The organism is Pseudomonadota bacterium (genome assembly GCA_018817425.1).
GTDB lineage: Bacteria > Desulfobacterota > Desulfobacteria > Desulfobacterales > RPRI01 > RPRI01.
Map to the genome: position 1 here is coordinate 59,027 of JAHITX010000001.1, position 23,739 is coordinate 82,765.

The 23,739-nt window shown below is 39.2% G+C and carries 24 protein-coding genes and 1 tRNA gene; 14 read left to right on the forward strand and 11 right to left on the reverse strand.

Features of this window, described 5'->3' with window-relative positions; genetic code table 11:
* Positions 1 to 34 precede the first annotated feature (34 nt).
* Positions 35 to 1,765, forward strand: coding sequence for a YcaO-like family protein (locus tag KKC46_00300; GenBank protein ID MBU1052253.1), 1,731 nt, complete (start codon positions 35 to 37; stop codon positions 1,763 to 1,765).
* A gap of 75 nt (positions 1,766 to 1,840) precedes the next feature.
* Here the strand turns inward: KKC46_00300 and KKC46_00305 are convergent, their stop codons facing one another.
* Together KKC46_00305 and KKC46_00310 are read right to left on the reverse strand one after the other, a co-directional pair.
* A complete protein-coding gene (locus tag KKC46_00305) occupies positions 1,841 to 2,638 on the reverse strand; it encodes an O-antigen ligase family protein (protein MBU1052254.1) in 798 nt (265 codons plus the stop codon).
* A 514-nt stretch (positions 2,639 to 3,152) separates the two neighbouring features.
* Entirely contained in the window at positions 3,153 to 4,304 is a 1,152-nt protein-coding gene (locus KKC46_00310; protein MBU1052255.1) for a glycosyltransferase, read from the reverse strand.
* Between the two features lie 274 nt (positions 4,305 to 4,578).
* On the opposite strand from KKC46_00310, the gene KKC46_00315 reads away from it, so the two are divergent.
* Positions 4,579 to 5,715, forward strand: coding sequence for a glycosyltransferase (locus KKC46_00315; protein ID MBU1052256.1), 1,137 nt, complete (start codon positions 4,579 to 4,581; stop codon positions 5,713 to 5,715).
* Positions 5,716 to 5,717: 2 nt separating this feature from the next.
* A complete protein-coding gene (locus tag KKC46_00320) occupies positions 5,718 to 5,960 on the forward strand; it encodes a hypothetical protein (GenBank protein MBU1052257.1) in 243 nt (80 codons plus the stop codon).
* Positions 5,961 to 6,004: 44 nt separating this feature from the next.
* On the opposite strand, the gene KKC46_00325 is transcribed toward KKC46_00320, so the two are convergent.
* The 8 genes from KKC46_00325 to KKC46_00360 form a co-directional block, all read right to left on the reverse strand.
* On the reverse strand, positions 6,005 to 6,904 hold the full coding sequence (locus KKC46_00325) for a hypothetical protein (protein MBU1052258.1): 900 nt from the start codon (positions 6,902 to 6,904) through the stop codon (positions 6,005 to 6,007).
* A 280-nt stretch (positions 6,905 to 7,184) separates the two neighbouring features.
* Entirely contained in the window at positions 7,185 to 7,439 is a 255-nt protein-coding gene (locus tag KKC46_00330; protein MBU1052259.1) for a GIY-YIG nuclease family protein, read from the reverse strand.
* 60 nt (positions 7,440 to 7,499) lie between these two features.
* Complete coding sequence (locus KKC46_00335) at positions 7,500 to 8,171, reverse strand: virulence RhuM family protein (GenBank protein ID MBU1052260.1); 672 nt, start codon at positions 8,169 to 8,171, stop codon at positions 7,500 to 7,502.
* Positions 8,172 to 8,865: 694 nt separating this feature from the next.
* Positions 8,866 to 8,941: transfer RNA gene (locus KKC46_00340), tRNA-Ala, on the reverse strand.
* A 63-nt stretch (positions 8,942 to 9,004) separates the two neighbouring features.
* The gene (speB, locus tag KKC46_00345) at positions 9,005 to 9,874 is read right to left on the reverse strand and encodes an agmatinase (GenBank protein MBU1052261.1); all 870 of its coding nucleotides are present in this window, start codon (positions 9,872 to 9,874) and stop codon (positions 9,005 to 9,007) included.
* A gap of 142 nt (positions 9,875 to 10,016) precedes the next feature.
* Positions 10,017 to 10,562: an arginine decarboxylase, pyruvoyl-dependent gene (locus KKC46_00350; GenBank protein MBU1052262.1), complete on the reverse strand. Its 546-nt coding sequence runs from the start codon at positions 10,560 to 10,562 to the stop codon at positions 10,017 to 10,019.
* A gap of 250 nt (positions 10,563 to 10,812) precedes the next feature.
* Positions 10,813 to 12,033 (reverse strand): aldo/keto reductase, encoded by a 1,221-nt coding sequence (locus KKC46_00355; protein MBU1052263.1) that lies wholly within the window; start codon positions 12,031 to 12,033, stop codon positions 10,813 to 10,815.
* A gap of 143 nt (positions 12,034 to 12,176) precedes the next feature.
* Positions 12,177 to 14,111, reverse strand: a complete 1,935-nt coding sequence (locus tag KKC46_00360; GenBank protein MBU1052264.1) for a 4Fe-4S binding protein — start codon at positions 14,109 to 14,111, stop codon at positions 12,177 to 12,179.
* Positions 14,112 to 14,428: 317 nt separating this feature from the next.
* Here KKC46_00360 and KKC46_00365 point away from each other — a divergent pair, with 317 nt between their 5' ends.
* The 11 genes from KKC46_00365 (at position 14,429) to KKC46_00415 (ending at position 23,280) form a co-directional block, all read left to right on the forward strand.
* Positions 14,429 to 15,937 (forward strand): sodium-dependent transporter, encoded by a 1,509-nt coding sequence (locus KKC46_00365; GenBank protein ID MBU1052265.1) that lies wholly within the window; start codon positions 14,429 to 14,431, stop codon positions 15,935 to 15,937.
* Between the two features lie 76 nt (positions 15,938 to 16,013).
* Complete coding sequence (locus KKC46_00370) at positions 16,014 to 16,220, forward strand: hypothetical protein (protein MBU1052266.1); 207 nt, start codon at positions 16,014 to 16,016, stop codon at positions 16,218 to 16,220.
* A 209-nt stretch (positions 16,221 to 16,429) separates the two neighbouring features.
* Entirely contained in the window at positions 16,430 to 17,155 is a 726-nt protein-coding gene (locus tag KKC46_00375) for a spermidine synthase (GenBank protein ID MBU1052267.1), read from the forward strand.
* 117 nt (positions 17,156 to 17,272) lie between these two features.
* On the forward strand, positions 17,273 to 17,701 hold the full coding sequence (locus KKC46_00380; GenBank protein ID MBU1052268.1) for a hypothetical protein: 429 nt from the start codon (positions 17,273 to 17,275) through the stop codon (positions 17,699 to 17,701).
* Positions 17,702 to 17,794: 93 nt separating this feature from the next.
* Entirely contained in the window at positions 17,795 to 18,244 is a 450-nt protein-coding gene (locus KKC46_00385) for a hypothetical protein (GenBank protein ID MBU1052269.1), read from the forward strand.
* A 53-nt stretch (positions 18,245 to 18,297) separates the two neighbouring features.
* Positions 18,298 to 18,927 carry a hypothetical protein gene (locus tag KKC46_00390; GenBank protein MBU1052270.1) on the forward strand — a complete coding sequence of 210 codons (630 nt, stop codon included), beginning with the start codon at positions 18,298 to 18,300 and terminating at the stop codon, positions 18,925 to 18,927.
* Between the two features lie 203 nt (positions 18,928 to 19,130).
* On the forward strand, positions 19,131 to 20,159 hold the full coding sequence (locus tag KKC46_00395; protein ID MBU1052271.1) for a TIGR00730 family Rossman fold protein: 1,029 nt from the start codon (positions 19,131 to 19,133) through the stop codon (positions 20,157 to 20,159).
* Positions 20,160 to 20,238: 79 nt separating this feature from the next.
* Positions 20,239 to 20,865 carry a thiol peroxidase gene (gene tpx, locus KKC46_00400; GenBank protein MBU1052272.1) on the forward strand — a complete coding sequence of 209 codons (627 nt, stop codon included), beginning with the start codon at positions 20,239 to 20,241 and terminating at the stop codon, positions 20,863 to 20,865.
* A gap of 15 nt (positions 20,866 to 20,880) precedes the next feature.
* Positions 20,881 to 21,993 carry an FAD-dependent oxidoreductase gene (locus KKC46_00405; GenBank protein ID MBU1052273.1) on the forward strand — a complete coding sequence of 371 codons (1,113 nt, stop codon included), beginning with the start codon at positions 20,881 to 20,883 and terminating at the stop codon, positions 21,991 to 21,993.
* Positions 21,994 to 22,041: 48 nt separating this feature from the next.
* The gene (locus KKC46_00410) at positions 22,042 to 22,398 is read left to right on the forward strand and encodes a DsrE family protein (protein ID MBU1052274.1); all 357 of its coding nucleotides are present in this window, start codon (positions 22,042 to 22,044) and stop codon (positions 22,396 to 22,398) included.
* 30 nt (positions 22,399 to 22,428) lie between these two features.
* A complete protein-coding gene (locus KKC46_00415; protein MBU1052275.1) occupies positions 22,429 to 23,280 on the forward strand; it encodes a sulfurtransferase in 852 nt (283 codons plus the stop codon).
* A 6-nt stretch (positions 23,281 to 23,286) separates the two neighbouring features.
* On the opposite strand, the gene KKC46_00420 is transcribed toward KKC46_00415, so the two are convergent.
* The gene (locus KKC46_00420) at positions 23,287 to 23,718 is read right to left on the reverse strand and encodes a pyridoxamine 5'-phosphate oxidase family protein (GenBank protein MBU1052276.1); all 432 of its coding nucleotides are present in this window, start codon (positions 23,716 to 23,718) and stop codon (positions 23,287 to 23,289) included.
* Positions 23,719 to 23,739 lie beyond the last annotated feature (21 nt).

Below are 23,739 nucleotides of genomic sequence, written 5' to 3' on the forward strand. Positions count from 1 at the left end.
CAATGTAGATTATTCCAAACGGAGGATTTTTAAAATGAGTTATGAAATTATTCTAAATGATGCTTTCAAGCGTTTTACACTTGATCAGGACAAAATCAAAACACCGGAAGAAACCGTAAATAGCTTTAAAGAAACGCTTAAAGAACTTGATCTTGATATTCTTGAAAGCACTTCACGAATAGATAATGGCAGGCTGAAAATTCCCGTTTATTTCAGCGTATGTGGTAAAGATGCTTCAAATATTACCGGAACAAAAAAGCAGATGGGAAAAGGCGCAACTCCTTCACAAGCCGAAGCAAGTGCTGTAATGGAACTTGCAGAAAGATTCAGCTTTTTTTCTTTTTGCCAAAACCCCGATAATTTTTTCTATGAAAAACCTGCTAATATAAATTATAACGCAATCTCTTTTGAGATGATTGCAAAATCTGTTCATGACTCTTCGGATGATTTAAAAATAACAAAAAATATATATGATAACCTGACGCTTAAATGGACATGGGCATATAACCTGACAAAAAAAGAATCGGTGCTTATTCCCTTTAACTGGTTTTATATGATTAATGAATTCAACGGTCCATCCGCCGGAAATTGTGTGGAAGAGGCATTGAGTCAGGGAATTTGTGAAATTGTTGAGCGGCACGTTTCATCACTAATCAGCATAAATAAACTTAAAGTTCCTTTAATTAATCCTGATTCAGCAACAGATCCAATGGTAGTTGAAATGATAGAAAAATACCGTGCCGCGGGAATTAAACTATATATTTCGGACTTTTCTTTAGGACTCGGAATACCCACCGTAGCTGTTCTTGCTTATGATCCATCAACCTTTCCCGAAAAAAGTGAAATTGTGTGGACAGCAGGAACCACACCTGACCCTCAAAAGGCTTTAAGCAGGGCTCTTACGGAAGTAGCCCAGCTTGCCGGAGATTTTAATACATCCTCAAATTATGTTGCCAGCGGACTTCCAAAATTTACTGATCTCGACAATGCACGGTTTGTAATGGAAGCAGAACCAGTTATTGATATTGACAACCTCCCGGATATTTCCAGCAATAATATAAAAGTAGAAGTAGAAAACCTGATTTCATCGCTTTACGCAAACGATATGGAAGTAATAGTTATAAACACCATGCATCCCAAGCTTAAGATTCCTGCATTTTACACCATAGTGCCGGGCGCTCATTTCAGGGAAAGAGCTGCAAGTGCAAGTACCGGTTTGTTCTGCGCAAAAATCATTATTGAAAATTATGAACCCGAAAATGCTCTTTATGAGTTAATGCAAATGGATCAGATGCTTGCCGGAAAATATTACATAAAGTTTTATATAGGCCAGTCTTATCTTTTGTTAAATGATCCCGGCTCGGCATTACCTTATTTTAAACAGGCTCTTGAGTTAGACCCGTCAAAACAGGATATTTCCAGCATATATTCTTATCTTGGTGTATGTCTTAAAGAAATGGGGGAATACCGGCAGGCGATTTCCATGCTAAAAGAAGGTGAAAAATATGACAATGAAAGAACAGACATTTTCAACCTGATGGGATTTTGTCACTTCATGCTTAAAGAACATGAAATGGCTATCGAAAATTTTATGAAAGTTATAAAATTAGATCCGGCCTCTGCAATAGATTATGCAAATATAGCTTCAAATTACCGCGATATGGGAGAAAAAGAAAAAGCAATATACTATTACAAAACAGCTATCGAACTTGACCCTTCAATAGAATTTGCAAAAACCAATTTAAGTAAACTGCTACAAGCATAACAACGCAATGTCGGGATATAGAGATAAATTAGTTTGAACCGCAACACGGATTCCGTCTGGCATCATACAAGAAACCTATTGCTCGGCACTATTCTTTATCTCTTCTGCTACTAAATATGCCACAGGGAGCCAGAAAAAAAACCAGGTGGGGTGAGGCCCTTTCAACAGTATATGAGTATCTGTTGCAATAGATAGCAGCGCAAACACAACAAGAGAAATGGCGAGACCGTTTTCTCTTACAGATTTAATAGTCAAAGATTGCCTGGCTATATGAACCGCCAGGTTCAACAATAATACTACTCCTATGATACCGCCTATAAAAAATGTTCCTACATATCCGCTATGAGCATGCGGAAAACTGAGAGCCGGTGTTATAGTAACAGTTTCATTTACCGCTATGCCGTGACCAAAAAGCCAAGCACCGCTATTTATACTCTCTGAAATAACCTGTTTCCATATTGGGATTCTAAAGCTGGAATGTGCCCAAAAAATTCTTCCGCAGGATATAATTTTAAGATAATCGAGCACCCATAAAACTATACCCGAACCTCCTATGATAAATGGCATTATTTTTCTGCTCTGACCAATCAAACCCGCAACAACGGCTACGGATAATGCTAAAATTGGTCCTCGGCTCTGAGCAAAAATAATACTCAAAAGAAGAATGGATAGCGCGCAAATTCTTAGAGCTTTCCCGGTTTTTTTTTCGGAAAACATTAAAAACAAAAACAGTGTGGCATAGGTGCAGGCTCCAAAAATGGGACTTTCAACGCGGCCATAAAAAAGCAATCTTTGGGCAAAAGGCTTGTCATAAAAAAATAAAAGTATAGATAGCCCTCCCCATATAGCTGCCCAGAGAGAAACGTAATTCATCTTTTCTTCCAGGTCGTATTTGCTAAATAGCAATACGCAAAGAAAGAAAAAAACCAGGAAAGAAAACCAGTGCCTAAAAGGCTTGACAATCTCAGATAAAGACACGAATTGCATATTCAGAAAAACTGTTAAGGCTAAATATGAAACCAAAATAAAAACCAAAATAAAACCTTTGGACTTAATAACATTGAACAAATCTTCTTTTTTTACTCTTATAAATAAAACGAAAGGCACCAAAATAACCAGATAAAAAAAATTGTTATGAGCCTTTGAGCTAAGCGGACCGAAAAAAAGCGATAAATAAATTATAAATGGAATTATAAGAACTTTTGGATCATGCTGCCTGAATTTAATCAAAGGAAACTCTCACCCATAAAATGTTTTGATAGTAAGAAAGACCTCGAATTTTCAAGGGTTTTCCCCGCTCTTTGTTGAATTTATAATAGATTAACGAAAAAATCAGCACTCTCAGACATTTCGGAAACCACAAATGAAAATGCAGATTATTAAGCCTTTATCCTCTATTCTTTGACTGATCAAGCAGTATATCATCATAAACTCTGATAATCTGCTCTGTCATCTGCTCTATAGTAAAAGCATCCAAAACCCTCTGCCTCGCTTTTATGCCCATACCACTCTGCTCTTCCGTGTTGAGCCTTCTTAGCTTCAATAAACCCTTTAAGATGCTATCTTCATCTTTAGGATCCACCAAAATGGCACTTTCTGTTGAATCAACAACTTCCTGACAAGGCCCTATGTCGGCTGCCACCACGGGAAGTCCAACAGCCATAGCTTCGAGCAAAGCAAGTCCTAATCCTTCATTAAGAGAAGGAAAGATAAAAGCATCCAAAGAATGTAGAAATGTTGGGATATTTTCTCTTTGTCCTAAAAGAACAATATTATGCTCAAGACCAAGGTCTTTGATTTGTTTCTTTAACTCGTACTCTAGCTGGCCAGCGCCTGCAACAAGTAATATGGAATCTGGGAAATCTATAACTAAGTTCTTAAATACCCTAAACAAACGCTGGTGGTTTTTCTTGGGTGCCAGTCTGCCTACCATACCGAACCAATAACTATTGGCATGCCCTTTAAGGATCTCTTCTCGAATCTTTTGTTTTGGTATAGATGAAACTTTCAAATATTTAGAATAATCGAGGCCATTGGGTATGCTTATAACCTTTTCTTTGTCTATCCACTTATTGGTCATCAAGATGTCATCATGCACAGCCTTAGAAACACCAATAATCCGGGCTGTTTTATTAAAAATAATCCGATTTGTAAATTGTCTTTTCTTTGATCTTGTCCGTCCGGTACCGTGAACTGTTGATATAACTGGTTTTCCACCTGCAAGAATAGAGGAGATGACCCCATATACCGTAGGTTTGTGCCGATGACAGTGAATGATATCGATTCCTCTGTCCCGAATCACACTCTTTAGAAATAAGACTCTCCGAGGAAAAATTAATCTGCTTTGTCCTAAATACTTTTCGGGATATATTGTTTCAATGCCTGCCCGTTCTATGCGAGTGGGCTTCTCTGGTTTGCCGCGAAGAAAAATGACAGTACTTTGATACCGATCTGGCTCTAGTCTTAGAATGAAATCATCAAGCAGAGGATAATCACCATGGAATTTCGAAATAATATGGAGGATGTTTATTGTTTTCATAACTATCTCATAATCCTATTCTGTCACGGGTCAGATGTTTTTAAAGAATATTTTTGATCACATCTTTATCCAAAGTTAACGGCTCATAACAATTCGTATAACCTTTTTCAACTATTTATCATTATCCAGGTGAATAAACTGCCATATACTGTGTTGATTGTCAAATTATAACCTTTCTTGACATACAAGTCTAATTTTCCTATACTTTGGCCCTTAAAGAACAAGTTCTTATAACCGATGGTCAACAATCGGCGCGTGAAAATAAAACAAATCCATGGGAAAAACAAAAATACTTCAGGTTTGTCACAGCTATGAACCGCCTTTTTTTGATGTTGCCAACCAATACGCGGCAGTGTTTGATGGGAGTAAATATGAGGTTACCTGCCTTTTTTTAAAAGGTAAAGATTCTCCCATGGTGCGGAATCAGGCCATTGCTGACAAATTGCTGTTTCTGGAAAGCTCAACAGGCGATATGCGGGGAATGAAGGCAGGCCTTATTAAAAAGCTATGTCGCATCCTGGCTGAAGAACACTATTCCTTGGTAGTAGCTCATCGCTATAAAGCCATTTATCTCATAGGTATAGCCAGTCTTATATCGTCACCAATACTAATAGTCGGCGTGGTTCATGCCTACAAAGTGTTTTCGCAACTGCCCCGCAAACTGCTTGTCTTTCTGCTGCGCAAAAGACTCAAGCTGCTTGGTGTATCAGAATCTATCCGTATTGATATTCTTGATAGCCTTAAAACGGTCAGTTTTAATGATGTCTATTCACAGCCAAATTGTGTTGAAATAAACAGATTACAGAAAGAACAACTGCCATGTGATGAGGCACGACATAAACTGGATCTTGATACCAAAAGCTTTATCATCGCTACTGTGGGCAGGATGCATCCGGAAAAAGACCAGGCCACATTAATTAATGCTTTTTGCAATGCAACCTTACAGATGCCTAAAGCTAAGCTTTACATATACGGAGCAGGACCACTAAAAGATGAGCTGAAGAATTTAATCGTTTCCCTGAATCTTACAGACAAGGTGTTTTTGGCAGGCTTTGTTCCTGAAATTTCCAGACTCTTTTGCGCTTTTGATCTTTTTGTCTTACCTTCCAAAATCGAGCCGTTCGGCATGGTGCTTATCGAAGCAATGAGTGCAAAAATTCCGGTGCTTTCCTCAAAATCCGGTGGTGGCGTTGAGATTCTGGGCAACAATAACGATCTTCTCTTTGATATTGGGGATGTGGAAGGACTGGCAGCTAAACTTGTATATATGTATAACCTTGCATCAGGTGAGCAGAAAATGCATATTGATTTTGCGATAAACCGTGTGGAGACCCTTTTTTCCCAGCAGGCATTTAATCAAAACTTCTGGAAACTTCCCTTTATGCAAAACATATTAGCATCCGGACACTAAACATGACAATTTCAATTTTCAATAAAAAGATAATCCTTTTTGACGGCATAAGCGGTGTTCCCCTGGGAAAAGAAATGCATGAAGCCTTTGTCCAAAGCGGATTTGCAGCAGACTATATTGACAACACACAGCTCATAAAAAATCATACTACAAACTACTATCCACGGCCAGTAAAGTACTGCACAGAGCTTTGTTGTTTATCTTTTTTTTTCTCTTCAAGGCACATGAATATTCTGGGTATATGAGTGGATCAATTTCACTCTCCCATAAGACAAGGCAACATAGTCCTTTACAAAGGATGAAAACCGGTACGATTGATCCGGAATCCATGGCTAATTTCTTTTTTATCCATGTGGACAATGCTACCAAGACCTTCCCAAGCTGCTCTTTCCTGCCTCTTTCGCATTTCCTTGGGAAGCCAGGCAGAAGACTTCCAGTTCATGAAGTGAAGGTACATGAACTCCCGATCACCATCGTAGTTATTGGTAAGACGACCGTTGTGCCAATACCACTCCTGGGGATGTTCAAGGTTGCCGTCATGCCAAGGTTGAGGAGACAGAATTGTGCTGAACTGCTCTTGCCAGTAATTGTTTCTTTGAAAACGGTTGAAAATCCCATACGCTTTTCGTAGCAACATCGGATGTTTGCGATGTCGTAAAAAAACTTTGGTGAATTTGGATTCGTCAATACTGAGGTGATTGGGGTTTTCGAAAAGAGCCTGCCAGTTTTTTATACGGCCGAAAGCATATCGCATATCATCAGTGTTTTTCAGCAAGGCAAAATGCCCTGAAACACGATTGTAATGCGTTGAAATCATGTTATGAGAAAGAACATCATCGTTAATAAAATTGCGGATGTTTCCATAAATGACATCTATATCACCATAGCCAAAATAGTCATAATCTTTAATATCCTTTTCATGAATAAAACCATAGGCTGGTTTAATATCGCACAATTTATAAGGGCTGCGGGGAGAAAAATTGATCTTTAGGCAGATAGATGCTCTCCGGCAATAGTCATTAAAAGAAATTCTTTCAAAGCGTACATTTGGACAACTACTTTTAATTTCATCGCAATCGGTAAAAAAAAGCCAGTCCACCGACGGGTTGCATCTACAGCTTTCTAAGAAAAACTCAAACCATTCCGGCCAAATGCCGAAATAGGGAATTATGACGGCAATACTTTTCATTCAAATTACCTGTTTATCAAGGAAAGAGGGCTGCTCTTTGTGCATAACAACTGCTTTACGTGTTTATTTTCTAACGGCGTTAAATTATGTAACCAGTATGTATAAATAGAAAATTCTATCAATATTTTTTTGTGATTTAAGCGGTTTTTTGTGAAAATATACGCACGAATTAATTTATATTCAAGCATTTAAATATTGAGACATACCGTTCCTCTAAATTTAAAACTTCATTGATAGCCTCTTTCATTTCTCCTTTAACCTATTTGGAGATACAGTTAGGTTATGAACCTAAAACACAAAGGAGCTTGATCTTCTTCGCTCTTGGCTCTTTCTTGATCCTTATTTCCAGCCTGAGAGCCTCCGATCGTGTCATTGCCCGGCTTTTAGCTTCGAGGTGGACGGGAAACCTCCCCCGCGTGTAAACCGCCCCCTTTCCGGAATTGTGCGCCTGGATGCGCTTTAGAAGATTATTGGTTATCCCGCAATAAAGAGTTCCATCAGTGCATCGTACGAGATAAACAATCCAATTTTTCATTGATTAATAACTCTCCGCAAGTTTTATTGATATAATACGATCATCGGGGTGAAGCTATATCTATTCATCTTCCTCATTCTTCTGTTCCAGCTGTTTGATCATACGGTCGAAGTCGCTCTCGAAAAGACGGTCCTGAATGATGCGATATTTTTCAAATTCACTTTCGGCATGGGTTTTGGCAATTTCAACAGTTACTTTTCCGGCGTCCTGTAGAATTTCACGATCTGTGGCCTCAATAAACCGGTTCAGGCGGGTTTCCCAATATTTTTTACCAAGGACAGAGCCATCATTCTTCAGGCGTTCATCATCCATCGTATAGCCTTTGATGGTGAACTCCTGAATGATTTGGGTTGCCCATTTGCGGAACTGCACAGCCCGCTCCGAATTAACCTTATAACCAACGGCGATGATGGCCGAAAGATTGTAGTGATTTGTGTTGTAGTTTTTGACATCTGTGGCAGTTATTCGAAAATTTCGAATAACTGACTCTTCTTCCAGCTCACTGTCAGAAAACACTTTTTTCAGGTGATAGTTAATGGTATGCGTCTCAACATCATAGAGAACGCCCATCATTTTCTGTGTCAGCCAAATATTCTCATCCGAGTAGACCGCCTCAATCCCGCCTTCTCCACTGGCTGCCACAAAGGTCAGGTATTCCGCCGCCGAGGAGCGAACAATGGAGGTCTCTTCTTTTTCGTATTTTTGTATTTCTTTGTTTTTATTTTTATTCATTCTTTTCAACGACAGCAAGAGGTTTTCCGTCTGTACCAAGGAGAAGATAATCTGCAAAACCCAATCGTTCTGCTTTTTTGTTTGCAGGTTGATATCCATAGGGGAGGCAATCCTCGGCAACTGATAGAGGGGCTTCTTCAATAATAGAAAATCTGGAACCAAACCAACCAGATCGAGCAAGTTGCATATTACGGTTTGAATCGTCAATAGATACTATTCAAATTCCCATAGAAACATATAACATTTGCTATGTAGTCTGCAAGCTCAAAATATAGACTCAGACAGATCCCATATCACATGTTTAAGACTAACCACATAGACCTATATTTAAAACATTATTTTCCATCCGACCGTTCTTCGTCTCTCCGGTAAGTAAGACACAGAGCAACCTGAACACAGAAGAACTTAATAGATATTAATGATTTGTTTGACGGAATGGCCGAGGCGTTTTGGCGGTATCAAGCGGAAATGGCAGAGCAGGTGCAGACTTCAGCTAATCCTATTCCCACTGGACTTGAAGCCGAAAGGAAAGCTGCGAAAACGGAGAAGAAAGTAGAAGGAAATTTCCCGAAACAGGAGTGATTTGATAATATCCGGATGAAAGCTGCTTTTAGGTAACCTGCTAATTTATTAAAACAAAAAACCGATTCCGGTTACCGGGCTTGGCAACAGGATCGGTTTGTTTCAAAGTTGTTGGTGGAGCTGAGGAGGATCGAACTCCTGACCTCATGACTGCCAGTCATGCGCTCTCCCAGCTGAGCTACAGCCCCATTCACTAAATGGCCAAGTAACAAATTACACTAAAAGAGTCAACATTAAAATGTTGCCCCTGGTTACAGGCAATATACAAAAATTTTAGTTGCAATCTTTGCAGCAGTAAACTCCGATACATTAGAGCCATCTATTTTCGATAGTTCGTTGATATCTGCTGCAATCACTTTTCTTTTTTTACCGACTGCTTTTATAAGCCTAATAAGCTGCCTGTAAGAAAGGCCCCCTGGTTCAGGAGTGCCTGTGCCGGGTAAAACCGAAGGATCAAGCCCGTCAAGATCTATAGTCATATATACTTTTTCAGGCAGAGTCTGTGCAACTTTATCTATCCATGAATCATCAGAAGATTCTATTTTATGCGCATAAAATGGTTTTAATTTGTTTTTCTTAACATATTCGGATTCTTCTTCAGAAAAAGACCTTATTCCAACTTGAACAACCGGTATCTTTATATCATCAACAACCCTTCGCATTACACAGGCATGATTATACTTGCTTCCGTTCCAGCTGTTTCTCAAATCAAGATGAGCGTCTACCTGCAACACTCCTATGTCAGGATAAATTTGTGCTGCCGCCATGATAGGTCCGATTGAAATTGCATGGTCTCCACCAAGAGATAATAAAAATTTATCTTTTTCAAGAACAGCCTTTGCTGCTTTTTTCATTTCTTTGACAGCTTTTTCAGGATCATTTGCCGGAATCAACGGTTTTAGGGTATGAATGCCTATATCTTCCCAATTAACTAATGTTTCTTCATCCATACTTTCAAGCTGCATCGATGCATCAAGTATATGGTATGGGCCATCTTGACTGCCGATTCCATATGATGGCGCATTCTCATAGCATAGCGGTAATACAACTATTTTTGAATTATCAAAACCTCTTGGGGAAACTTCATTGCTGCCGAAATAAATTTGTTTTTTTCTTTTCATAAAAACCACATTCAGTCAAAAAGATATTGCCTTATGATGGATTAAAAAACACTGTTTGGTAAGCTGTATCCGGAAATAGAGAGAAAAGCCGATAGTTTTAACCTTTGGCTATTAAGGCCAAAGGTTAAAATCCGGTTGAGATTTATCCTACAAAAATGGCCGCTGCAACTACTGTAGTCCAGAGATTCTTCTCCGCACCCAAACAGCCTTGGCTTGTATGTTGTGATTTGACTATCTTTCCGCTCATCTTGTAAACTTCGCGTCGTTCGTCGTAGTCTTTATCCGGATCAAAATCGATGCCCAGTGTATTTGCAAGCATTGATGCGGCAAGATCTTCGGCATATTCACCGGCTTCAAGTTCGGTCTGGCCGAATCCGTGATGTTCGGAAAGATATCCGTAACGTCCAGGTTCGGCAGGTAAAGCAAGGCCTATGCTTGCAACAACTCTTCGGCCAGGCTCATTAATTTGCTCACGAGCCATAACACAATATGTTACTTCACCCGCTTCAAGCTTTGAAAGCCCCTTTTCAATGTCTAATATCTTGCAGCGTGGCGGAAATATTGATGAAACGGTAACTATATTAAGATGCGCAATGCGCGCATCGCGAAGAGCATTTTCAAAGGAAGACAGTTTTTCCTTCGCTACTCCAAATCCTTTGGTGAAAAACATATACTTTGGCACATACATGTTTTGTCCCCCCTTTTTTATTTATTTGAACCAAATAATGACCTTTCACAAGTCCTTCAATAATCATAAACTCATGACATAACAATCCTGTCTTATAAATTAACAATCATTAAACCAGCTTGCTTGTTTATAAGAAACTTGCCTTTTTACATATCATAGAATGTATAATCAAGAAAAAAATGTGCTTTAATAATAATAAAAGATTATTTCTTATAATTCCAATAAGATCAACAAATAAATAAACAACAATTTATGATAACTCGTGGCAGGCTTCTCTGATAAGCTTTCCTATTTCTAAATTCTGCGGACAATTCTTTTCAGCAACCGAAAAATCAAGATCTGTTAATCTTTTTCTTTCCGAAAAGGGAATTGTTTCAAAAAGCTCTTTTGCTAATACCGGTTCCTTATAATTTCTTGAATACATAAGACAGCGCATAAGGTTGCCAATAGGAACAGCCCCGGAAACGGCAGCTTCGCATATCCGGGTGCAGCCGGCGCAGTAAGTACAAGCCGTTTCTTTGGCATATTGATTTAAAAGATCTTTTTCAACAGATGAAAGCCTGGTCTTATCTATGGCTGCGGCAATATTGGACATAAGGATGGTAATGCTTGGCATTTGTGAACAAATACTTGCAATATCAGGATTTTCCCAGATAGCTTTTAGCTTTGCCTGTTTATCGCTATATCCTTTTTTTATAAATCTTCCGGCCATTTCAAGCTCTGTTTCGGAGCTTGTATTAACCTGGCCCCCGCCTTGAGTTTTCATGGCGGTTAAACCTATTCCGGCTTTCACACAGGCTTCTACCGCTTTTTTCATATTATCGGTATGCATAAGTCTGAAATTATATGTCATCATTATTCCGTCTATCCAGCCGAGACGGGAAGCAGCCAACATATTTTTTTCCATATTGCTGTGAGTGCTGAAACCGAAAAACCGTATCTTCTTATCCGCCTTTGCCTTCTCGGCCCATTTTTTTGTGTTATTATCAAGTTCATCGATTTTTTTTAAACCATGAATAAAATACAGATCAACATAAGAAGTTTTCATTCTTTCAAGAGACCGGTTCAAAAGGCGGGTCATTCCATCAGGGTCTCTATCGTCAGACTTTGATACAAGAAATATCTTTTTTCTATCTTCGGGGTATTTATCAAAAAACTTGCCTATACCCTGTTCGCTTTTTCCTCCCTCATAGCAATCAGCAGTATCCCAGTAGGTCACACCCCACTTAATAGCCTGTTTTAAAAGAAGCTGATTTGACGGTATATCAAACATTCCGCCAAGCGACAGCATAGATACTTTCTCGCCTGTTTTGCCGAATGGGCGCTTTGCTACCGTATCCTTGCCGGTATTTTGCGTTTTATCCGGCATGTTTCCAAGAGAATCGGAAGATGACAGCATTGTTCCCAAACCTGCAATGGATGCGCTTCTCAAAAAATCCCTTCGCGAAAAGCCTTGTTGATTGATCTTCATTACATACCTCCTCTTGTACTATATAGACTTCCAGATAAAATTTTTGGACTGCGTCATCAGTCGCCCCCCTTCAACAACGTACTAACTGTACGCCTTACTCAGGGGGACTCCTTCTATCCTTGCCAAAAACATTATCTGAAAGTCTATAAAATAATGTTTGCCATCGGGTTTCTTGACTCATTATCTGATGTTACTCTTATAGCCCGTTTTGTTCTCACGGGGCATTCATGTTCACAAACTCCACAACCTATGCAACGCATCGGATCTATATAAGGTTTCTGAAGTCGAATATAAATTTCGGCTATACTCCCATACACCGGTTTTTGTACCCATGGATTAGCTGTTGATATTGAAACCGATTTTTCAGTATTTTTTATTATGAGCCGTATTTTATCATCTTTACCCGGAACTTTACAGAAATAATCTCCTGTTGAAAAAGAACCCGGATTAAAATTTGAATTTGCAAATTCAAGATTGAGCGAATCGGAAATTGATACCTCCAATTGCTTACCAACTAGGGCAAAAGCCTCTTTAGTCAAAATTGCTTTCGGACTTACAGGACAATTTTCCTGGCATACTATACAGGGTTTCTCCATAGCCCAGGGAAGGCAGCGGCCCATATCTACAAATGCAGTTCCTATCCTCACAGGGCCTTTTGAAGCGAACTTGTTTTTACCCACTTTTTCATCAGGGCTTAAAGGGCGTATGGCCGATGTCGGGCATATATTACTGCAAGCTACACAATTTAGCTGGCAGCCGCTTGTACCAATTGTAAAATCAAGAGTAGGGCTCCAAAAACCCTCAATACCCGCTTCTGTTAAAGCAGGCTGAATTACATTGGTGGGACATATTTTCATGCACTGTCCGCATTTTATACAGCGTGCAAGAAAACCGGTTTCTTCCAGGGCTCCCGGAGGTCTTATTAATTCAGGATTATTGGCTTTAACTGCGTTCCCGCTTAAGCGAAGCATTGGAATAGCCATAACTCCCGATACAAAAGAAGTAACCAGTTTCCTTTTCGTAAGATCAGGAGAAGTTATTTCACCTGAGGCGGATGCCGATGTTTTATATCCTATCAGATCATGCGGACAAACATGCAAACAATTCATACAAAGTACGCACTCGCTATTTCTGATTTTTGAAGAAGGTGTGCATGCACCTTCACAATTATGCTCGCATAACAGACAGTCAGGACATTTATCTTCTGATTTACCAATTCGCCATATTGAATAACGGCTTAGCAAACCAAAAAGAGCGCCAAGCGGGCAAATGAATCTGCAATAAAATCTTGGAATATATAAATTCATAAAAACCGCTGTAAAAAAAACTGCTCCTATAAAAAATGCCCCATTATAAAACCGCGTGCTGTGCGAAAGCTTAAAAAAGGTGCCGTCCATAAGCGGAATCAAAACAAGATTTACCGATCTGTAAAAAAGAGGAATGGGGTCCAACAAACCTGTTTGCAGCGAAGATATTAAAATACGGCTTGTTTTAGGAAGCATTGATAAAAATACTAATAATACTGATGCTGCAATAACTGAAATTAAAACATTTTTTGGTTTTGAAATGATTTTAAAAAAGGAAAAAATAATTAATAAAAATATAATTGCAGCAATAAAGCTTAAAAAAATTACAGGGCGCTCACTGGAAAAACCTGAGATATATATCAGAAGATCAGACAGAGCAGCGCTTAAAAGAAATATAAGGAATATATATTTTAAGTTCTGAGCACTTCTATATTTATTATACTCTGCTTTTTTTGCAGCTGATTTCTTTCTGTTTGCAATATATCCCGTAAACTGATGAAGCGTTCCGAAAGGACACAGCCAACCACAGAAAAACCTTCCTATAATAATGGTAATAATAACTGTAGCAAAACCCCATATAAGGCCGGAATGTATGGAATGAGTTGCAAGAAGAGTTCCTATTGCCGAAAGGGGGTCCAGTTGAATAATCCAGTTTACCGGCCAGCCGCGTAACTGCCACCATTCAACACCGGGGGCAGTCACAATACAGAACCAGATTGTGATAATAAAAAAAAAGCCCTGGCTTATTCGTCTTACAGTTGTGATTTTCATTTGGCGTAAATGCTTATAATATGAAATATGGCAGTTTATGAACTTAGCACGATGCTATGATAATATTATAAAATATTTCAGTGCAATATATGACAAATTACACAAAATATTATTCAACATCAATACCTTTTTTTATTTTCTCAGTTTTTTGCGGTTGTAAGAATAATGAATCGATTTCGTTTTGATGGGTTCGTAAAAAGCTAAATGCGGTTACCTTGTGCTGAATATAAATTAGTCTTGACTTAAAACGCTAAACTCCTTATGCAGGTAGTGCTGTAAAAGCAGGCTCTTATCGTTCAAACCAAGAGGAGACATAAATGGAAAACAGGGGCGCTTGGAAAACAAATACCGGTTTTTTGCTGGCGGCAATAGGCTCTGCAGTCGGATTAGGCAATATTTGGCGGTTTCCTTATGTGGCCTATGAAAACGGTGGTGGCGCGTTCTTGATTCCTTATGTGATAGCGCTTATTACAGCCGGTATTCCGATTTTGATGTTAGAGCTTGCTTTAGGGCAAAAAAAGAAAGCATCTGCGCCCATGGCGTTTTCCAAGATCGATTCCAAATGGGAATGGCTTGGATGGTGGTCGGTATCTTTTGTAATGTTCGGCATTGTACTTTACTACATTGTGGTTATCGGTTGGTGCGCTAATTATATGCTTTTTTCTGTTTTTAAAAGCTGGGGAGCAGATACCAATAATTTTTTCTTCAACAAATTTCTTTCCAAATCTGGCGGAGTCTGGGAGTTTGAGGGGCTAAACTATTCTATTGTAATAGCTGTATTCATTATTTGGTTTCTCAATTGGCTTATCACCTATAACGGTATTGAAAAAGGCATTGAAAGAGCGGCGAAACTTATGATGCCGCTTTTGTTCGTTATTACCGTAATTATTATGGGGTGGGCTATTTCCCTTGATGGTGCAAAAGAAGGCATCCGTCTTTATACAAAACCGGATTTTGCTAAACTCCGAAATATTAAAGTTTGGATAGATGCCTATGGCCAGATCTTTTTTTCCCTTTCTTTGGGCTTTGGCATTATGATCGCCTATGCTTCTTATCTGCCAAGAAAAACCAATATTTTAAAAAACAGCCTTATCATCGGTTTTTCAAATAGTTTTTATGAAGTATTTGCCGGTTTCGGAGTTTTTAGCATATTAGGTTATATGGCCTTAAAGTTGGGCAAACCAATAGAAGAAGTAGTAACAAGCGGAATCGGCCTGGCATTTGTAGCATATCCGGAGGCAATTTCACTGCTTCCGTTTGGTCAGGTTTTTGGTGTTCTTTTTTTCTTCCTGCTGGTTATAGCAGGTATCTCTTCGTCTATTTCAATCATCGAGGCCTTTTCTTCTGCTATCCTCGATAAATTTGGAATATCTCGCAAAAAAGTTATTACTACCGTCTGCATTATCGGGTTTTTCGGTTCTTTGCTGTTTACCACCCATGCCGGTTTGTTCTGGCTCGATATCGTGGATCACTTCTTAAACCATTTCGGCCTTTTGACAGTGGGTATCCTGGAGGCGATAGTAATCGGGTGGCTTTATAAAACCCATCGACTTAAAAACCACATCGTAGATAACCTGGGACTTTCCGGTAACCGGCACCGGGTTTTTCAATACATTGTTTTACAGCTCTGGATGTACTGCATTAAGTTTATCACACCTGTAGCACTGGGCCTTGCCCTGATCTACAGCCTGATAGAAGAATTTAAAACACCCTATGGAGGCTATCCTGTTTCCGCCATAGTTGTATTAGGCATCGGATGGCTTTTGATAACACATCTTTTAGCATTCGGCTTAAGCGGGCTTCCGTGGAAAAAAGATATAAATTGAGAAGAATAATTATTGAAGATGAAAAGACCACGAGCATTATGTAAGATTCAATAACACCATCATAATGATGGTGTTATTGAATCAGATTGTTTGGGAACAATCAGCACTTGAAAAAGCAGTAGAATTTAGTCCAAATAATCTTGAAGACCGCTGGAACCTGGGCGGGATATACTACAACACTGGATTCTCGCAGACACCTGCAATCGAACAATTAATGCAAATTGTTCGATTGCTCCAAATTCGATACTGGGTAATAAAGCAAAACGGATGCTTAGCCAATTAGGTCAATGATTTTGTGGGTCAAGGATTTGGGTTAAACCTTGAATTGTGATTTAAATACGAAATCCCCAACTGATGTATGTTTGTGCTTCTTAATCACTAATCAAGTTTTGACGCCTGTTACCTGGTGCAGACTAAAGGGTCAAAAACAGAATTGCTCCATTGAAGGCTGCTGAGAGCATCAATCAAATGATTGAGAACGAGGAGGATGGCATGAGTGTGAACTTCGAAGAACTGGATTACCAGCGGACGGCTCTTGGTGAATTGATTCTGCGGCGGCGGTGTGTGTTGGAAATGGGCGGACGTGAGGTATTCGAGGTGAAACTCAATGATGAATTCCTCATGTCGTCTTTGTTTCATGAAGTTGAAGTGGCGCTGGCTGACCTCGGATTGTCAGGGCTTGCAGGCGAAAAATGGGACATTGTGGTTGGAGGATTGGGCTTGGGCTACACAGCGGCGGCCGCTTTGAAATATAACCAGGTTGCGCGAATGATTGTGGTTGAGGCGCTGGCGCCGGTGATTGATTGGCATCAACGTGAGCTTGTTCCAAACGGCGCAGTGCTTTCGAAAGATGTTCGATGCCGCTATTACAATGAGGATTTCTTTGCACTTGTGCAAAGAAATGGTTTCGATCCGGATGACCCGGGGCACTTGTTTGATGCCATACTTCTTGATATTGATCACACACCTTATGCCCTGCTTAATCCAGGTCACGCAGATCTTTATTCGGAGGAGGGAATGATACGCCTGCGAGCATTTCTCAGGCCGGGGGGTGTATTCGGTTTGTGGTCTAATGACGTCCCTGACAAGGGATTTCTGGCTATTCTGTCCAGTGTGTTCGATCAGGTTGATGGACATGTCGTTGAGTTTGAAAATCCAATTCAGGGAAAAACAGTGGAGAATGGAGTATACGTCGCGAAGGTTGAGAAAAGTCCTTAGCTGGAACGATTCAGCTAAAGCCGTATCGGCGGACAAGACAAGACATAACATAACAAAGACTACGGCCGCGTAAACGCGCCGCAGATTTGAATCGGCTATAGTAAAAAGGACCGTTATATGGAATTTGAACCGGCTGGAGAGATAATCGGCAAACAACACCAAGTTAGAACGGTAGGATTGAAACAAAGTCCACATCTACCTGATGGTGATTACACATTTGTCGATACCTATTGTACAGATGAATCATGTGATTGCCGTAGAACTCTTATACAGGTTTTGCATAATGGTGTCCATGTATCCACTATTGGTTTTGGATGGGAGTCACCAGACTTTTATAAAAATTGGATGGGGGCAAAATCTGATACAGATTACATGCCACAACTGCACGGGGTAACCATTGATATTACCAGTCCGAACAAGGTTTCAAGCCAGTACATGCTCGCTTTCTTTAATGCACTACTTGATAGAAAGTGGATTAGTGTCTTTAAGAGCAACTATAACGCAGTGAAGGCAAAAATTGTGAATTTAAGAAAGAGAAGGATTTAGCCGAACAATCTGCTGTTGGGGACGACTAGTACCATGCCGCCCCAAAGCAGCACGTAATCATTTTATTCCTTGACTAAATAAGGCGGTTTGAAAGTGAAAACTTTGCTTACAATTCTCAAAATACTTGCTGGTGTTTTTCTCTCAATGTCTTTGTTGATAACGCTCTTTGCATTATTTATGGTCATTGAAAAGCGAGATAATGCCATTGTTATTACCCTGATTTTTTTTGTGACAGATGCGCTTGCGCTAATATCTTTCTTGTTCATAAGAAGTAAATTGTTGCGAATTAAAACGGATGAGCTTGAAAATATTATATTTAAGATCGCTAATGATCACGGAGGTATGATCACTGGAACAGAACTGGCCAAGGATAGTAATTTAACTTTTGAAGAATCAACAGAAGCATTGGAAAAATTACACAGGCAGGGCATATGCGAGAAGAAGGTGACTGACAATAATGTCTATATATATAATTTTACTGGGATGATAACCGATGAAGAAAAGAATAATGCCAAACAAGTTCTTTCCGATAGGTTTACCTAAGACTACAAATAGCATAGTATGGAAAGCTTACTTAACAAGGAAATATGAAAACAATGAAAAACTTATTTCTTATTTTATTTATCTTGTTATTGCCATTCATTGTGTCCGATTATTCATTGCTTTATGCCGAAACCTATCAGCGAAATAATAACGACGGGCCAGTATATTTTAGAGATAGCTCGATAGATGTACCCAGAGACAAGCAAGTCAAAAGCAACCAGAAATCAAAACTGCCTTCGTGGATGCCTGAACAGTCATGTATGGAAGAGTTGGAAAATTTATCAAATCTTTGTGATATGCAACCAGAAGCAAAAAAATGTATGCATGAACGCCTTTCATCTGAATGTTCGAAACAAATTGGTTCCGACTATAGCCAGAAAGCCACAATGGATACTATTTGCAAGCAAGAGCTAAAAGAAGTTTCTGTTCAGTGTGTAAACTTGATTCAACCACAAATGCAACAATGCATACATGAGAATCTAAGTCTAAAATGTAGTAATCAAATAAAAAAGGCGCAAAATAAGATTAGTGTAATTGTTCCTAAGTGCTACGAAGTACATCAGCGATTTATTCAAAAGTTAGCCGCTTGCTGTACTGGTGCAAATGCAAAGAAATCATGTTATGAGAAAATCCGTCTCGAATTTGAACCTGAGATTCAAGCCGCATGTGGCGAAATGCCTTAATCTTTAGTTCTCAGTCGGGATAGATTCCAGCTTTATGTTTCCGCTTCAGTAAGGTACCCCTTATACTTATTTTATGCCCCGTCCTGTCATTAATCTTAAAAAACATGCAAGATATTTCCGCATTCCTGATAAATAATTAGTTTTTTCGCAATTGATCAGGTATTATATATTAAAAATATATCTCTCAAGGAGTTTGCCTATAAATGGAAATGCATTTTAAAGAAGATAACGGCCCTATTGAAGAAGTTATAAAGCAATTAATGAAATTATCAGGCGGAATTCGCAGACCTGCTATTGTCAGGGAGATGATATTGGCGTCATTAAAGGCGGGGCAGGAAGATAATGGAAAAGTGGATTTAAAGCTTATGAATACCTCCTTAAAAGAAATGCGTTTTACTGCTAAGGTCTTTGGGCCTTACGACCATTTAAAAAAAGTATCCGTATTCGGATCGGCACGAACAAAATTAAATGATCCTTTATATAAAACAGCATATGACCTTGGAGCTAAACTGGCCGAAATAGGCTATATGGTAATAACAGGAGGTGGTCCGGGTATTATGCAGGCTGTTCATGAAGGCGCCGGGCCGGATCATTCTTTCGGAGTGAGTATTCGTCTGCCTTTTGAGCAGGATTCAAACCCCGTTATCAGAGGGAACTCAAAAAATATAATGTATAAATATTTTTTTAACAGAAAAGTTGCCTTTCTTAAAGAATCCGATGCAGTTGTTATTTTCCCTGGTGGTTTCGGTACACATGATGAAGCCATGGAAACTTTGGCACTGGTTCAAACAGGCAAGCACAGTCCGCTGCCCATTATACTCGTAGATGAACCAGAGGGCAAATACTGGTTTAATTGGGGAAAATTTATAAAAGAAGAGCTGTTGGGGAAAAATTACATCAAAAAATCGGATATGAATCTGTTTGATTTTACCGACTCTGCAGACAAGGCAATTAAAATAATAAACAAGTTTTATTCCCGTTATCACAGTATTCGCCAGATTGGTGATTGTTATATCATACGTCTTAATGAACCTCTTGAAGAAGAAAAGCTAATAGATATTAAAAACCGATATGGTGATATTCTGAAAACCGATGGGAATATTTGTGTTTCAGAAACACTTCCGGAAGAAATTGATGAGCCTGAAATCAGCAATTTACCAAGAATTATAATAGATTTTAACAAAACAGATTATGGGAAATTAAAACAATTAATTGATGACATAAATTACTGATCGTTGTCATAAAAAGCTAATCTTCGAATCTACCGGGAATATTAAGTTTTATAAACCAAGAACTTTGTGGAGGCAAAAAATGAAAAAACAAATAATTAATCTTATAGTTGGTTTTACTTTTTTGGTATTATTTATTTCATGCGGTAATAAACAAGCAGACATTCCAATAGATACCAGCAGTGTTGCTCCCGGTAGTCAGGTTACAATGAAAGGCGAGGCATTACCATTGATCGGCAATGCTGTGGTGGTGGGTAAGCCGTTGCCGGATACAAATCTTGTTGATGCCAAAACAATGACTTCTGTTAATCTTAATGATTATAAAGGTTCCGTTCTTTTTCTCAGCATTGTACCTTCCATTGATACTGTAGTCTGTGAAGCGCAAACTCATTATTTAGGAGAAGAAGGGGATAAACTTCCTGCAACAATTAAGCGAATTACTATAAGCCGTGATACGCCTTTTGCCCAAACCCGTTTTGCAAAAGAAGCCAAGCTAAATGATATTTTGTATCTTTCAGATTATAAAGAAGGCAGCTTCGGCAAATCAATCGGACTGCTTATTGACGGGCCGATGTTGCTTGCAAGGGCAGTAATACTTGTCGATAAAAAGGGAATTGTACAATATATCCAGGTTGTACCTGAAGTCACACATTTGGCTGATATGGAAAAGGCCTTTGAAAAAGCGATAGAACTTGACAATCTTTCTTAGGAAAAGGATATGAAAATGGGAAAACGGCTTTTACTTGTGGGTGGTGGGCATGCACATATGATGACACTTGCCGCTATACATGAATTTATTGAAAAAGGATATGAAGTTTCAGTAATCGGTCCTTCGCCGTATCACTTTTATTCCGGAATGGGTCCCGGAATGCTTGGCAAGATCTATACACCTTATGACATCCGGTTTGCTACCAAATCTTTGGTGGAAAAGCAAAAGGGTAATTTTATTCTCGGCAAAGCGGCAAGTATAGATCCCAAGAAGAAAATAGTATATCTGAAGGCTGGAGATGAAGTACCATATGATGTTGTTTCTTTTAATTCCGGCAGCCAGGTGATTAAGCTGGATGTAGAAGGTGACACAAAAAATATATATACTGTAAAACCTATAGAAAATCTAAAAGAAGCACAGGAACGTATAGAAGTACTTCTTTCGGATAAACCTGTTCGTGTAGTAGTGGTCGGTGGTGGCCCCTCTGCTACCGAAATTGCAGGTAATGTCTGGAGAATCGGGGCCTTTTCCGGGAAAAACACTCCCGAAATCATGGTGTTCGCAGGCAACAAATTTATGGATCGCTTTTCGGATAAAATCCAAAAAAAAGCTTTTAAGTCTCTCACTGGCAGGGGAATTAAAATTTATGAACGAACCTTTGTCAAAAAAATTAAATCCGGTAGTGTAATTTTAGAAACCGGAGAAGAACATACATTTGATTTTTTGTTTCTGGCGCTTGGTATCAAACCCTCTCCCATCTTTGAGACTTCCGGGCTGCCGGCAGGACCTGATGGCGGTTTGCTGGTAAATAAGTATCTCCAGAGTACGGCGTATTCTGATATTTTCGGAGGTGGTGATTGTATTTATTTTCAGGATCAGCCTCTTGCCAAAGTAGGAGTTTATGCCGTAAGGCAAAACCCTGTTCTTTTGCATAATCTAATGGCACAGCTTGAAGGTAAGGCGCTTTTACCTTTCGATCCTGGAGGAGACTATCTCCAGATTTTTAACATGGGGGATGGCACCGGAATTTTTTATAAAAAGGGAATAACTTTTAGTGGGAAACTTGCGTTTATGATCAAAGATTATATAGACGGAAAGTTTATGAAAAAATTTCAGGCATACGAGTAAGTACACATAAATACTTTTAATGATACGCTTAAAACGGAAGGAGGCAAAATGGGAAAATTCTTATTTGTTCTTACACGCGGCATGGAAGATCCAACCCGTGTTACCCGTGCATTACAATTGGCAAAGGCAGCTAAGGAAGCAGGGCATGAAACGAATATTTTCTTAACAGATGATGCCGCATTACTTGTCAAACAAGGTATGATTGACAATATAATTGCTCCTACCGGAGATGAGGCATTTGCTCATTATCAATACCTGATAAAGAACAAGGTTCCGATTTATGTTTGTATTCCATGTGCAAAAGCCCGCCAGGTAGACGAGAAAGATGTGGAAGCATCTGTACAGTTTGCAGGGGCGACAAAGCTTTTTGAGCTGGCCGAGGGTTCAAATATTTTTACATTCTGAGCAAATGACAACAGATAAAGGGAATTAAACATGAACTGGAAAAATCTATTTACGCCGGTAAAGAATATGAATTCTGATGAAGCCAAGAAATATATGGATACGCATACTTCGGATTCGTACCAGCTTCTTGATGTCCGCCAACCTGATGAATATGAGCGCGAACATATTCCAGGTGCTGCTCTTATTCCATTGCCGAAGCTGCCAGACAGATTATCCGAGCTTGATAGTAAAAAACCTACACTAGTATATTGTGCCGTGGGAGGCCGCAGCAGAGCTGCAGCACAACTTATATCGGGCAAAGGTTTTAGCGAGGTTTATAATCTTTCCGGCGGAATTAAAGCATGGAACAGCCCAAAAGCAGCAGGTTCTCTTGAAGAAGGGCTTGAAGTTATCAGCGGATTATTTGGTGGAGAAGAAGAATACAGCGACGCATTTCATCTTGCCTATGCTATGGAAAAAGGCTTGCAACTTTTCTATCTTAAACTTGCAGGCAAAGAGTCTGATGAAAGTCACAAAAAATTGTTTAATCGTCTTGCCGATTTTGAAAACAAGCATATGGACCGTCTGGTAGAAGAATATAGGGCGGATACCGGAAACAAATCCGAAAGTTTAAAAGAAGAATTTACTACATCCAATATTCCGGAAGGCATCATGGAAGGCGGTTCCATAAGTAAATTCTTGCAAAAAGCCGAGTCTGGTTTTGAAAAAATGGCGTCAATCATTGATTTTGCTATGTCTTTAGAAGCTCAGGCACTCGACCTTTATAGCAGAATAGCTAAGACAAGTGATAAAATTGCGGTGCATGATTTCTTCCTGCGGATTGCCGATGAAGAAAAGGAGCATCTCAATTACCTGGCAAAAGAGATGGAGCAGTATTTATAGAGTTTGCTACATTTTTATAAAATTAGTTGAATCAAAACCGGCTATAAGGTATTCCTCAATATCTATTTTGATTAATGCTACATCAGGACTGTTTATAAAAGCTGACAGATGTGGATGTTTTTCTATGTAAAGAGTTGTCCATATATTTTCTTTTTTAACATCCTGTTCTTTGGCATTACCTTTTGCTGTTACTGCTGCTGCCTGCTTGAAATCCGATTCACGATTCGACCTGTTGTCGATCAACATCGCTACACGCGGGTTTGAACAAATATCGGTATACTTTCGAGTCTTTCTGCTTGTTGCAAACAAAAGGTGTTTCAAATCATCGGAAAACGCAAAGGCGACCAGGCAGCAATGTGGTTGATCTCCACTATGTGTGGCAAGTACAGCAAGAGTTTCTGAAGCAAATAATTGTTTTAAGTCTGAAAGTTCTTTCATATTTTTCCTCAAGTTTTAATC